This window comes from Streptomyces sp. NPDC005863, from assembly GCF_042871345.1.
GTDB lineage: Bacteria > Actinomycetota > Actinomycetes > Streptomycetales > Streptomycetaceae > Streptomyces.
Genome location: NZ_JBIAII010000004.1, coordinates 170,768 through 184,247, shown reverse-complemented (window position 1 = coordinate 184,247; position 13,480 = coordinate 170,768). Strand labels below are relative to the sequence as shown.

The following is a 13,480-nucleotide window of genomic DNA, read 5'->3' as shown; positions in this document are numbered from 1 at the left end:
GGACAGGGCCGATTCTTTACCCCGCGGCGGAAAACCGTTTGCCTCGGAGTACCGCGCGAGGTGAACCTTTCACGGTTTGTAACCGCCGTCCGCTCCCTCGGTCATGGCCCGGAGCGACGGCCGCCGCACCGAGCCCAGGGACGTCATGCAGATTCGCGACCTTCCGTTCCCCGACCCCGGCGTCCCCGATGCCCGGTCGGGGCCGCGCTTCCTGCTGTGGTTGGGCCGCAACCAGCTCGGCGGACAACTCAGGTCCCTCGCCTGGGGCCTGCTCCACTTCTCCTGCATCGCGGGACTGCCGTACATGGTCGGCATCGCCGTCGAGGCCGTGCTCGACCGCTCCGGCGCCCGGCTCGCCTTCTCCGGCGCGCTGATCGGCCTGCTCGGCGTCGGCATCGCGGTGGGCGACACGATGCTGCACCGCACCGCGGTCACCAACTGGATCACGGCCGCGGCCCGCGTGCAGCAGCTGCTCGCCCGCAAGACGGCCGCGCTCGGCTCCGCGCTCACCCGGCGTGTCGCCGCCGGTGAGGTCGTGGCCGTCTCCACCGGCGACGTCGAGAAGATCGGATGGTTCGTGGAGGCGCTGTCGCGGTTCGCGGCGGCCGCCCTCACTGTGGTCCTGGTCTGCGTCGGGCTCGTCGTCTACCAGCCTGCTCTCGGTGTCGTGGTCGCCGTGGGCATCCCGATGCTCGCGCTCGCCGTGCTCCCGCTGCTGCCCCGCGCCACGCGTCGGGCGGACTTACAGCGGGAGAAGGCGGGGCGGGCCACCGAGCTGGCGTCGGACACCGTCGCCGGACTGCGGGTGCTGCGCGGCATCGGTGGTGAGGAGCTCTTCCTCGACCGCTACCGCCGCGCGTCGCAGGAGGTCCGCACCGCAGCGGTGCGAAGCGCCAGGATGTGGGCGGTGATCTCGGCCATCCAGGTCCTGATGCCCGGCCTGCTGCTGATCGCCGTCGTCTGGTACGGCGTCCACCTCGCCCGCGAGGGCCGCATCACGGTGGGCGAACTCGTCACCGTCTACAGCGCGATCATGATGCTCAACTACCCGCTGCGGCACTTCGAAGAGATCGCCATGGCGTACTCGTTCTCACGCCCCTCCGCGAAGCGGGCGGCCCGCGTCCTCTCTCTGAGCCGGATGGCGGAGAAGCCGCAGGACCCGGCCGAGGCAGGCTTTCCCGGAGGCGCCCGCGCGCACCCGCCGGTGGAGTCGGTGCCGGTGGAGTCGGTGGAGACCCCCGCCGAACCTGGCGGCGACCTGTACGACCCGGCGACCGGCCTGCTCGCCCCGGCCGGCCGACTCACCGCCGTGGTCTGCGGCGACCCGGACGAGGCGGGACGGCTCGCCGAACGGCTCGGCGGCCACCCAGCGTTCGATGACGCCGCGAACCTGCCCTCCGTACGGCTGGGTGACGTGCCCCTGGACGATGTGCCGCTGGACACCGCCCGCACCGCGGTCCTCGTCCAGGACAAGGATCCTGTTCTGCTCTCCGGGACGCTCCGAACCCTGCTCGACGTTCCGAGGTCGGGAGCCGTCACCCCCGAGGCGGCCCTCACCGCCGCCCAGTGCGCCGACGTCCTCGACGCGCTGGCCCAGGCGTCCGTCGACGACGATCCGATGACCGCCCGCCTCACGGAACGCGGCCGCTCCCTCTCCGGCGGCCAGCGCCAACGCCTCGCCCTGGCCCGTTCGCTGGTCACGGACCCGGGGGCGCTGGTGCTCGACGAGCCGACCTCCGCCGTCGACTCGCACACCGAGGCCCGCGTCGCCGACGGCATCCGGCGACTGCGCCGGGGACGCACCACCGTGGTGCTCACCTCGTCGCCGCTGCTCCTGGACCGTGCCGAGCGCGTCGTGTTCCTGGCCGACGGTGAGGTCGCAGCCGTGGGCGAACACCGTGAACTGATGCACAGCGAACCGCGGTACCGCGCGGTCGTCACCCGCGAGACCGACGCCGAACGCGTCGCCGCGGACGCACGGACAGATTTCGACACAGACCTCACGACGGACTTCGACATCGAGGAGACGGCATGATCGGCCTGGCGCCCCCGGAGTACGATCCGGCGGCCCCCACGACGACGGAGACCCTGCCCGTCGGGTCGGCCGCGACCGTACGCACCTACGTACGCGAACTCTTCCGACGCCACCGTCGCCCCTTCCTCCTCCTCATCCTCGTCAACACGCTCGCCGTCGTCGCCTCGATGGCCGGCCCCTATCTGCTGGGCAACCTGGTCGAGAAGGTCTCGGACGACACCCGCGCACTCCATCTGGAACTCACCATCGGGATGTTCGCCCTCGCTCTGCTCGTCCAGGCCTACTTCGTACGCGAGGTACGGCTGCGTGGTGCGATGCTCGGCGAACAGATGCTGGCGGACCTGCGCGAGGACTTCCTCGTACGCTCCGTCGGGCTGCCGCCCGGGGTTCTGGAGCGCGCCGGCACCGGCGACCTGCTCTCGCGCATCACCACGGACATCGACCGACTCGCCAACGCCATGCGCGAAGCGGTGCCGCAGCTCGCCATCGGCGTGGTCTGGGTCGTCCTGCTGCTCGGCGGGCTCGCGGTGACCGCGCCGCCGCTGGCGCCCGCCGTGCTCATCGCTGTACCCCTCCTCGTCGTGGGCTGCCGCTGGTACTTCAAGCGGGCGCCTGCCGCCTACCGTTCGGAGGCCGCCGGATACGCCGCCGTCGCGGCCGCCCTCACCGAGACCGTCGACGCGGGACGCACCGTGGAGGCCCATCGTCTCGGCCCCCGCCGCATCGAGATGTCCGAACGTCGCATCAAGGAGTGGACCGCCTGGGAGCGATACACCCTCTACCTGCGGTCGGTCCTCTTCCCGGTGATCAGTTTCACCCATGTGACGGTCCTCTGTTCGACGCTGATGATGGGCGGCGTCTTCGTCCTCCAGGGATGGATCGGCGTGGGCCAACTGACGACCGGCGTGCTGATCGCGCAGATGCTCGTGGATCCGCTGGGGATCATCCTGCGCTGGTACGACGAGCTTCAGGTCGCGCAGGTCTCGCTGGCCCGGCTCGTCGGCGTACGCGACATCAAGCCGGACGCAGGCGACTCGTCCGTCATCCCGGAGGGCCGCCGTGTCCTCGCGGACGACGTGCACTTCGGATACCGCGCGGGCGTGGACGTGCTCCGCGAGGTGTCCCTGGCCGTGGAACCCGGCTCCCGCGTCGCCCTGGTCGGCCCGTCCGGCGCGGGCAAGTCCACGCTCGGTCGGCTTCTCGCGGGCATCTACGGGCCGCGCACCGGCCATGTCACCTTGGGCGGCGCGGCGTTGGCGGCCATGCCCGCGGAGGAGGTGCGCGCCCATGTGGCCCTGGTCAACCAAGAACACCACGTCTTCGTGGGTTCCCTGCGCGACAACCTCCTCCTGGCACGGACCGGCGCGCGGGACGCCGAACTCTGGGCCGCGCTCGGCGCGGTGGACGCGGCCGACTGGGCACAGGGCCTGGACGACGGCCTCGACACCGAGGTCGGCTCCGGCGGCTTCGCACTGACGCCGGCGCAGGCACAGCAGATCGCCCTGGCGCGTCTGGTCCTCGCGGACCCGCACACCCTGGTCCTGGACGAGGCGACGTCCCTCCTCGACCCGCGTGCGGCACGGCACCTGGAACGCTCCCTCGCCAAAGTCCTCGACGGCCGCACGGTCGTGGCCATCGCCCACCGGCTGCACACGGCACACGACGCGGACGTGATCGCGGTGGTGGAGGAGGGACGGATCAGCGAACTGGGCACCCACGACCAACTGGTGACGGCGAACGGCGCGTACGCCGCCCTGTGGCGGTCCTGGCACGGGTAGGGGTGGCGGGGCCGGAGGCGAAGTCGTGCGCGGGGCCAGCCTGTTGGAGTCGGGCGCGTTGCTCGGGTGGGTGAGCGGGGTGAACGCGGGGCGCTCTGTCAGGCAGCGCACAGAGGTAGTTAGGGTGCGGGAATGGCCGCATCTCCCACGGGCCCCGGCACCCCCGACCACCGCGGGCCTGCCCGCTACCTCTGGTGGGTGACCGTCAGCCAGCCCCGACGGGTGGCCCTGGGCGCCCTGTTGGGCAGTGCGTGGATGATCTGCCTCACTCTTCCCCCGTACGTCCTGTCGCACGCGATCGACGACGGGCTGCGCCCCGGTGACCGGTCCGCCCTGCTCAGCTGGTCCGCGGTTCTGTTCGGCATCGGTGTGGTGAACGCCTGGTTGGCGATCATGCGGCATCGCACGATGACGCGTGTCCGGCTCGACGCCTACTTCCGCACCGTGCGCGTCGTGATCGACCACGCGACCCGGCTCGGCGCCGTGCTGCCGCGCCGGCTCTCCGCGGGCGAGGTCGTGACGATCGGCCACTCCGACGTGGGCGTGATCAGCCAGACCCTCACCGTGACGGGCCCCGGCGCGGGCGCGGTGCTCGCCTACGTCGTGGTGGCCGCACTCCTCTTCTCCGTCTCCGCCCTGCTTGCCGTGGTGGTACTGGTCGGCGTGCCACTGCTCGCCATGCTCGTCGGACCGTTCCTCAGCCGACTGCAGGGAGCGGAGACGGATTACCGGGAACGCCAGGGCGCGCTCGCGGCGATCCTCGGCGACCTCGCCGGCGGGCTGCGCGTCCTCAACGGCCTGGGCGGCAAAGCCGTGTTCGCCGCCCGCTACCGGGACGGCTCTCGCCGACTGCGGGACGACGGATACCGCGTCGGATCGAGCATGAGCTGGATCCAGGCCTTCGGCCTCGGCCTGCCCGCCTTGTTCCTGGCAGCCGTGACGTGGCTCGCCGCACGCATGGCCGCTCAGGGCTCCATCACGGTGGGCGAGTTGGTGGCCGTCTACGGCTACGTGGCCGTGCTCGTGGTCCCGGTGACCTTCTTCATCGAGGCCGGTTACGACATCGGCCGGGGTCTGGTCGCCGCGCGACGGGTCGTGAACTTCCTGAACCTGGAGCCGGAGGGCCTGAACGGCAGCCCAGAGGAGCCTGCGCCTTCGACCGAGCGAGGGTCGCCCGAACGGGGGTCGGCGGAACGGGGTTCTACGGGACGGGGTCCTGCGGGACGAGGCTTGGCGGAACTGCGGGTGGCGGAAGGGGGCTTGGCGAAGGCGTCGGCCGGGGCAGCGGGCCGAACCCAGCCCTCGGGCGCTTCGCCTGGTGGGACGGGTGCCGGTGCGCGCCCGGTGCGCGGTCCTCAGGTGCCGTCCGTGCTGCGGGACCCGCAATCCGGTGTAGAGGTCGCGCCCGGCCTCCTCACCGCACTCGCGACCCGTCACGCGTCGGGCGGCACCGACATCGTCGATCGCCTCGGCCGCTTCACCCCCTCCTCCGCCACTTGGGGCTCGGTCCGACTCGACGCCATGGAGCTCGACGAAGTCCGTTCCCGGATTCTGGTGGCGGACAACGAAGCCGACCTCTTCGCCGGCACGCTGCGCGCCGCGATCTCCGGACGGTGGTCTCCTCAGGAGGACGCTCTTGCCCGTGCGGTCGAGGACGCTGCGGCGCGCGACATCCTCCTCGGTCTGCCGGACGGCCTCGACGCGCTGCTCGAAGCACACGGCCGCAACCTCTCCGGCGGGCAACGCCAGCGCATCCGCTTGGCTCGCGCCCTCCTCGCCGACCCCGAAGTCCTCCTGGCGGTCGACCCCACGTCGGCAGTCGACGCCCACACGGCGGCGAACATGGCGGCCCGGCTGCGTGCCGCGCGCCGGGGCCGTACGACCTTGGTGACCAGCACGTCGCCGCTCGTCCTCGACCAGGCCGACGCCGTGTACTACGTGGTCGACGGACGAGTGACCGCCGTCGGCCGCCATCGCGATCTCCTGACCGAGCGCCCCGGCTACCGGCGCCTGGTGTCGCCCGGTGACGAGGCGGAGAAGCCGCACGCACCACCCCGTCACGAGCCATCGCGACACTCCGCCGCCGAACCGGGTCATGAGGCACTCCGATGACGCCTGCCATACCGTCCGGACGTCGTGACGCCGCCGAGGCCGCTTCCGGGCTCCTGCCCGTGGCCGACCGCCGTCAGGTCCGTCGGGCCGCCGTGCGTCTCATACGCCAGGACACCGGCGCCTTCGTCACCATGATCGTCTTCAGCGCCCTCGCCGCGGCCGCCGGCCTGGTCGGCCCCTGGCTGTTGGGGCGCATCATCAACACGGTCAAGGACGGCGGTGGCGTCGCCGCCGTCGACCGCCTCGCGCTCGGCATCCTCGCCGGAGCCGTCGCCCAGCTTCTCCTGGCACGCCACGCCCGCTACCTCGCCCACCGTTTCGGCGAGCGGACCCTGGCCCGGATCCGCGAACAGTTCGTCGACCGAGCACTCGCGCTTCCCGCCTCGGTCGTGGAGCGGGCCGGTGCCGGGGACCTGACCGCCCGCGGCACGACCGACGTGGCCACGGCAGGGCAGGCGCTGCGTGACACGGGCCCCGACATCTTCGTCGCAGCCGTGCAGGCCCTCTTCATCCTCGGTGCGATCTTCCTCCTCGACCCTCTGCTCGGCGTCTGCGGCGTGCTCGGTCTCACCGGCATCTGGTTCGCCACCCGCTGGTACCTGCGCCGGGCGCACTCCGCCTACCTCGAGCAGGGAGCGGCGCACTCCGCGCTGGCGGAGGTCCTGGCCGCCACCGCGTCCGGGGCCCGCACCGTCGAGGCCTTCGGACTGCGCGAGCGCCGCGTCGCCGACAGCGAGAGGGAGATCGAACGGTGCGTCGCCGCCCATGACCGGACGCTCTTCCTGCGCAGCGTGCTCTTCCCTGCCATCGACGCCTCGTACGCCGTACCGGTCGTCGCCGTGCTCCTCGTCGGTGGAGCTCTGCATGGAGAGGGCTCCGTGAGCCTGGGCACGGTGGTCGCTTCGGCGCTGTACCTGCGCCACCTCTCCCAGCCCCTCGACACGATCCTGCAGCAGGTCGAACAGGTACAGAGCAGTGGCGCCTCCTTCGCCCGCGTCGAGGGCGTGGCCGCCGCGCCGAGAGTCCCCGCGGATACCTCCGCCCCGGCCGACGCCTCCGCACGGACTGCCGCCTCTTCCGTCCCGGCCCCCGGCGGCGCGCCCGAGGACGACCGCATCGAATTGCGCGGCGTGTGTTTCGCCTACGGCAGCGGCGCCGATGTTCTGCGCCGTGTCGACATTTCCGTACGGCCCGGCGAGCGTCTGGCCATCGTCGGCCCGTCCGGTGCCGGAAAGAGCACACTGAGCCGTCTGCTCGCCGGCATCGACGCTCCGACCTCGGGCGCCGTCACCGTCGGCGGCGTGCCGATCGCCGAGATGGCGCCCGACCGGCTGCGCCGTCAGGTCGTCCTCGTCACCCAGGAGCACCACGTCTTCCTCGGCACGGTCCGGGACAACCTGCGCGTCGCGGCGGAGTCCGCCCCCGAGACCGATCTCGAAGGGGCCCTGGCCGCGGTCGGCGCGGACTGGTACGACGGCCTGCCGCACGGACTCGACACGGAGCTGGGCCCTGGAGGCCACCGGTTGCACGGCGCTCAGGCCCAGCAACTGGCACTGGCCCGCGTCGTCCTCGCCGACCCCCACACCTTGATCCTCGACGAGGCCACGGCGCTCCTGGACCCGACGGCTGCACGGCATACCGAACGCGCTGTGGCCGCCGTCCTGCGCGGGCGCACCGTCATCGCCATCGCCCACCGTCTGCAGACGGCACACGACGCGGACCGGGTGGCGGTCATGGAGGCGGGCAGGATCACCGAGCTCGGCACCCACGACGACCTCGTGGCGGCTGACGGTGCCTACGCGGCGCTCTGGCACTCCTGGCACGGGCAGCCGCCGAGCACCGCCTGAGCCGGCGCCGCCCCCGCAAGGGACGTCACTCCTGCGGGAGTGGCCGTTCAGATGAAGTTGAGTGCGGCCGCGCCGCCCACTCCCCCGAGCAGCATGAACACCGGCATGAGCACCTTGAGCTCGATCCAGCTGCCGGCCCGGAACCGCATCACCTTCGGCGGTCCGATCGGATACCAGCGCTTGCGACCGATCGGGATCGGCCACAGGATCGGGCACCCCGAGACGGTCAGTGCGTCGCCGACATCGTGCACCAGCGCACCGAGCACGATCGGAAGCCCCAGCCACAGATACTCCTGGCCGGGCGCCGTGAACAGCCAGTCCGCGCCGTTGCCGGGCTTGTCCAGGACACCGGCGAGGATCCAGGCGCTCGTCGCGGCCAGCAGCCACACCAGCACGTCGCTGCTCGAGCCGCGGGCCGCCCGCCACAGCAGGCCCTCGATGGCGAGCACCATGTGGACGAAGAGAATCCCGAGGACCGCCCAGCGGCCGCCGAAGATCGCCAGGGCCGAGGATCCGGCTCCGATCAGCACGGCCCACAGCCAGGTGTGCGTGAGCGTGCGGTGCCCGCCCGAGCGGCGGGGGTCCCCCTGTTTGCGTGTCGCTTTGTAGACCGCGTACGAGAGTTTGTCGACAATCTCGCACATGCCCCGGGAGAGCGGCCCGAAGGCCCGCGAGATGGTCGCCGACTTGTGGTCGAGGTCGGGCGCGAGCGCCGCTCCCGCGCAGATCAGCGCCCCCACGAGGAGGACCGGCCAGGGCATCGTGTGCCCCGCGGCCGCAGCAGCGGCACCGACCCCCAGCCAGGCTGCCGCCCCCGACAGCGAGTGTGCCGGTCCCATCATTGCTGTTGCCCGCCCCATTTCCATTGTTCTGACGCCCCGTTGGCGACACAGCGTAGCGTTCGTGATCTTCGTGGGACCCTCCGGTTCCCTCATCGGGTGCGAAGGAAGGCAAGATGGGGGTGTGACCCTTATCGATCAGCTGCCGCCGGATGCCGACCCCGATGCCCTCTTCGAAGCCTTCTCGTCGTGGGCCGAGGACCAGGGCATCACTCTCTACCCGGCCCAGGAGGAGGCGCTGATCGAGGTGGTCTCCGGGGCGAACGTGATCTTGTCCACGCCGACCGGCTCCGGCAAGAGCCTGGTCGCCGCGGGTGCCCACTTCACCGCCCTCGCCCAGGACAAGGTCACCTTCTACACGGCACCCATCAAGGCTCTGGTGTCGGAGAAGTTCTTCGACCTGTGCAAGCTCTTCGGCACCGAGAACGTCGGCATGCTGACCGGCGACGCGTCGGTCAACGCCGACGCCCCCGTCATCTGCTGCACGGCCGAGGTCCTCGCCTCGATCGCGCTGCGGGACGGCAAGCACGCCGACATCGGCCAGGTCGTGATGGACGAGTTCCACTTCTACGCCGAGCCGGACCGTGGCTGGGCGTGGCAGATTCCGCTGCTGGAACTTCCGCAGGCCCAGTTCATCCTCATGTCGGCCACGCTCGGCGACGTCAGCATGTTCGAAAAGGATCTGACGCGCCGCACCGGCCGCCCGACCTCGGTCGTCCGTTCCGCCACCCGGCCCGTTCCGCTGTCCTACGAGTACCGCCTGACGCCCATCACCGAGACGCTCACCGAGCTCCTCGAGACCAAGCAGGCGCCGGTCTACATCGTGCACTTCACCCAGGCCCAGGCGGTCGAGCGGGCACAGTCGCTGATGAGCATCAACATGTGCACGCGCGAGGAGAAGGACAAGATCGCCGAGCTGATCGGCAATTTCCGCTTCACCACCAAGTTCGGCCGCAACCTCTCGCGCTACGTGCGCCACGGGATCGGTGTGCACCACGCCGGCATGCTGCCCAAGTACCGCCGACTGGTGGAGAAGCTCGCGCAGGCGGGGCTCCTCAAGGTCATCTGCGGCACGGACACCCTGGGCGTCGGCGTCAACGTCCCGATCCGCACGGTGCTCTTCACGGCCCTCACCAAGTACGACGGCAGCCGCGTGCGCACCCTGCGCGCCCGGGAGTTCCATCAGATCGCCGGACGCGCGGGCCGTGCGGGCTTCGACACGGCAGGCCTTGTGGTCGCCCAGGCGCCCGAACACGTCATCGAGAACGAGAAGGCGCTCGCCAAGGCGGGTGACGACGCCAAGAAGCGCCGCAAGGTGGTCCGCAAGAAGGCACCCGAAGGGTTCGTCGCCTGGTCGGAGAGCACCTTCGAGAAGCTCATCACCTCCGACCCCGAGCCCTTGACCTCCCGCTTCCGGGTCACGCACACCATGCTGCTGTCCGTCATCGCCCGGCCCGGCAACGCCTTCGAAGCGATGCGTCACCTCCTCGAGGACAACCACGAGCCGCGCAAGCAGCAGCTGCGGCACATCCGCAGGGCCATCGCGATCTACCGCTCGCTGCTCGCCGGCGGCGTCGTGGAGAAGCTCGACGAGCCGGACACCACCGGTCGCATCGTGCGTCTGACGGTCGACCTGCAGCAGGACTTCGCCCTGAACCAGCCGCTGTCGACCTTCGCCCTCGCCGCGTTCGAGGTCCTCGACCCCGAGTCGCCCTCGTACGCCCTGGACATGGTGTCCGTGGTCGAGTCCACCCTCGACGACCCGCGCCAGATCCTCGCGGCCCAGCAGAACAAGGCCCGAGGCGAGGCCGTGGCGCTCATGAAGGCGGACGGTGTCGAGTACGAGGAGCGGATGGAGCGGCTCCAGGACATCACGTACCCGAAGCCTCTGGAGGAGCTCCTCTTCCACGCCTACAACACGTACCGCACCAGCCACCCGTGGGTGGGCGACCATCCGCTGTCCCCTAAGTCTGTCATCCGGGACATGTACGAACGGGCGCTGTCCTTCACGGAATTCACGTCCGTCTACGAGCTCGCCCGCACCGAGGGCATCGTGCTGCGCTACCTCGCGAGCGCGTACAAGGCGCTGGAGCACACCATCCCGGACGATCTGAAGTCCGAGGACCTGGAGGATCTGATCGCCTGGCTCGGCGAGATGGTGCGCCAGGTCGACTCCAGCCTCCTCGACGAATGGGAGCAGCTGGCCAACCCCGAGGTCATGACGGCCGAGGAGGCCCAGGAGAAGGCCGACCAGGTCAAGCCGGTCACCGCCAACGCGCGTGCCTTCCGGGTCCTGGTGCGCAACGCCATGTTCCGCAGGGTCGAGCTGGCCGCCCTCGACCACGTCGAAGAGCTGGGCGAGCTGGACGCCGACGCCGGCTGGGACGCGGACGCCTGGGGCGAGGCCATGGACAAGTATTGGGACGAGTACGAGGATCTCGGCACCGGTCCCGACGCTCGCGGCCCCAAGCTGTTGCTCATCGAGGAGGATCCCGAGCACGGTCTGTGGCGCGTCCGCCAGACGTTCGCCGACCCGAACGGCGACCATGACTGGGGCATCAGCGCGGAGGTCGACCTCGCGGCTTCCGACGAGGAGGGCCGTGCCATCGTCCGGATCACGGACGTCGGCCAGCTCTGACCGCCCCCAAGAGCCACGCACCCCGGACAGGAGTCGAAGAACTGTCATGAACAACCCCGCCGACGGGCTGGTCGACCTGCTGGACCTGGAGCAGATCGAGGTCAATATCTTCCGGGGCCGCAGTCCGAACGAGTCCCTGCAACGCGTCTTCGGCGGCCAGGTCGCGGGGCAGGCCCTGGTGGCGGCCGGCCGCACCACGGAGGGCGACCGGCCGGTGCATTCGCTCCACGCGTACTTCCTGCGTCCGGGCCGCCCCGGCGTGCCCATCGTGTACCAGGTCGAACGAGTGCGGGACGGGCGCTCCTTCACCACGCGCCGCGTCACGGCGGTCCAGCAGGGTCGCACCATCTTCAATCTCACCGCCTCCTTCCATCAGCCCGAACAGGGTGCCTTCGAACACCAACTCCCGCCGCGATTGACGGCCCCCGACCCGGAGTCGCTGCCGACGGTCGCGGAGGAGATCAGGGAGCACCTCGGCGCCCTTCCCGAGCAGCTGGAACGCATGGCCCGGCGCCAGCCCTTCGACATCCGTTACGTGGACCGGCTGCGCTGGACCCCCGAGGAGATCAAGGACGCCGAGCCGCGGAGCGCCGTGTGGATGCGCGCCGTCGGCCCGCTGGGCGACGACCCCCTCGTGCACACGTGCGCGCTCACGTATGCGAGCGACATGACGCTCCTTGACGCCGTCCGCATCCCGGTGGAGCCGCTTTGGGGGCCGCGCGGGTTCGACATGGCCTCCCTCGACCACGCCATGTGGTTCCACCGCCCTTTCCGTGCCGACGAGTGGTTCCTCTACGACCAGGAGTCCCCCATCATCGCGGGGGGCCGCGGTCTCGCTCGCGGCCGGATCTACGACACCGAGGGCCGCATGTTGGTGTCGGTCGTGCAGGAAGGGTTGTTCCGTCCGTACGGGGAACGCCACATGGACAGTCCGACGGCAGGCGCATGATCCGCGAGAAGGGCGGGCAGGGGGCGTGGTGCGACGCATCGATGTGGCGGAACGGCGGGCACGGCTGGGGCTGCGGCACCGGCTGACGACGCGCACCAAGTCGGACGACCCCGTCGAGGTGGCGCGTTCCCTGCTGGCCCTGCACGGCACGGATCCGTCGTCCGTGTACGTGGGCGCCTGGGCCCGCATGCGGGACGGTGACGTGGCGGACGTGCAGCGCGCCCTGTACGAGGGCCGGTCGCTGATCCGGCTGTTGGGGATGCGACGCACCGTTTTCGTGACCTCTCTGGACGTGGCTCCGGTGCTGCAGGCCGCCTGTTCGCGGGCGGTCGCCGCACGGGAGCGCCGTCTCGTCCTGCGCATGCTCACCGAGACCGGGGTCGCCGACGACGAGATGGGTGTCAAGGCATGGCTGGCGGAGGCCGAAGGGGTGGCCCTGCGAGCCCTTAAGGAACGGGGGGAGGCGACGGCGACCGAACTCGCCGTCGACGACCCCCGGTTGAGCACGGAACTCGTCATGGCTCGCGGCAAGAGTTACGAGGGACGACAGAAGCTTGCCAGTCGGCTTCTTCTGTTGCTCGCCGCCGAAGGGCACGTGGTTCGGGGCAGGCCGCGCGGCACGTGGACCTCCCATCAGTACCGCTGGGCGCCGCTGACGGACTGGTTGCCCGGTGGCCTCGCCGACTGGGACACACAGAAGGCCGAAACTGAGCTCGCCCGGCGCTGGTTGCGAGCCTTCGGCCCGGCCACCGCGGACGACCTGCGCTGGTGGGCCGGGTGGACCAAGACCCAGACCAAGCGCGCGCTGACCGAACTGCGCCCCGTTGAAGTCGACTTGGCGGGAACAGCCGGACTGCTGCTCGCGGACGACCTCGAGGAAACTCCCCCTCCCGAGCCCTGGACCGCCCTGCTGCCCGCACTCGACTCCACTCCGATGGGCTGGCAACACCGCGGCTGGTTCCTCGGGGAGCACGGCCCGCGTCTCTTCGACGGGAACGGCAATATCGGCCCCTCCCTGTGGTGGAACGGACGCATCGTCGGCGGCTGGGCACAGGACGGCAACGGCGACGTCGTGTACAGGTTCCTGGAGGACGTCGGTGCCGACGCGAGGGACGCGGTGCAGACTGAAGCCGAGCGGCTCACCTCGCGTCTGGCCGGCGTACGGCTCACGCCACGAACCCGAGGACGCACATGGCTCGAGGACGAATTGGCCTCCGGCTGACGGCCATGGAACGCGCTGACTCTGACAACTCATGAGCATGCATACTCTCCGTTCGGCATA

Annotated in this window: 8 protein-coding genes; 7 read left to right on the top strand and 1 reads right to left on the bottom strand. The window is 70.7% G+C overall.

What is annotated here, in order from left to right; translation table 11 throughout:
- The first annotated feature begins 145 nt into the window (after nt 1-145).
- The 4 genes from ACFYO9_RS17085 to ACFYO9_RS17070 all read left to right on the top strand — a co-directional run bounded on the left by ACFYO9_RS17085 (nt 146) and on the right by ACFYO9_RS17070 (nt 7,772).
- Nucleotides 146-2,035: an ABC transporter ATP-binding protein gene (locus ACFYO9_RS17085; RefSeq protein ID WP_358775777.1), complete on the top strand. Its 1,890-nt coding sequence runs from the start codon at nt 146-148 to the stop codon at nt 2,033-2,035.
- Entirely contained in the window at nt 2,032-3,813 is a 1,782-nt protein-coding gene (locus ACFYO9_RS17080; protein WP_358775775.1) for an ABC transporter ATP-binding protein, read from the top strand. The genes ACFYO9_RS17085 and ACFYO9_RS17080 overlap by 4 nt, the downstream gene beginning before the upstream one ends.
- Nucleotides 3,814-3,945: 132 nt before the next feature.
- Nucleotides 3,946-5,925 (top strand): ABC transporter ATP-binding protein, encoded by a 1,980-nt coding sequence (locus ACFYO9_RS17075; protein WP_358775773.1) that lies wholly within the window; start codon nt 3,946-3,948, stop codon nt 5,923-5,925.
- On the top strand, nt 5,922-7,772 hold the full coding sequence (locus ACFYO9_RS17070; protein ID WP_358775771.1) for an ABC transporter ATP-binding protein: 1,851 nt from the start codon (nt 5,922-5,924) through the stop codon (nt 7,770-7,772). Before ACFYO9_RS17075 ends, ACFYO9_RS17070 begins: the two co-directional genes overlap by 4 nt.
- Before the next feature lie 47 nt (nt 7,773-7,819).
- Here ACFYO9_RS17070 and ACFYO9_RS17065 read toward each other — a convergent pair whose 3' ends face one another.
- Nucleotides 7,820-8,614 (bottom strand): metal-dependent hydrolase, encoded by a 795-nt coding sequence (locus tag ACFYO9_RS17065; RefSeq protein WP_355809521.1) that lies wholly within the window; start codon nt 8,612-8,614, stop codon nt 7,820-7,822.
- A gap of 61 nt (nt 8,615-8,675) precedes the next feature.
- On the opposite strand from ACFYO9_RS17065, the gene ACFYO9_RS17060 reads away from it, so the two are divergent.
- Genes ACFYO9_RS17060 through ACFYO9_RS17050 form a run of 3 tightly spaced genes read left to right on the top strand, consistent with a single transcriptional unit; the run spans nt 8,676 to nt 13,420 of the window.
- Nucleotides 8,676-11,249, top strand: a complete 2,574-nt coding sequence (locus tag ACFYO9_RS17060) for a DUF3516 domain-containing protein (RefSeq protein ID WP_358775769.1) — start codon at nt 8,676-8,678, stop codon at nt 11,247-11,249.
- Between the two features lie 46 nt (nt 11,250-11,295).
- Nucleotides 11,296-12,198: an acyl-CoA thioesterase II gene (locus tag ACFYO9_RS17055; RefSeq protein WP_358775767.1), complete on the top strand. Its 903-nt coding sequence runs from the start codon at nt 11,296-11,298 to the stop codon at nt 12,196-12,198.
- 37 nt (nt 12,199-12,235) lie between these two features.
- The gene (locus ACFYO9_RS17050) at nt 12,236-13,420 is read left to right on the top strand and encodes a winged helix DNA-binding domain-containing protein (RefSeq protein ID WP_358775933.1); all 1,185 of its coding nucleotides are present in this window, start codon (nt 12,236-12,238) and stop codon (nt 13,418-13,420) included.
- Nucleotides 13,421-13,480: the final 60 nt, after the last annotated feature.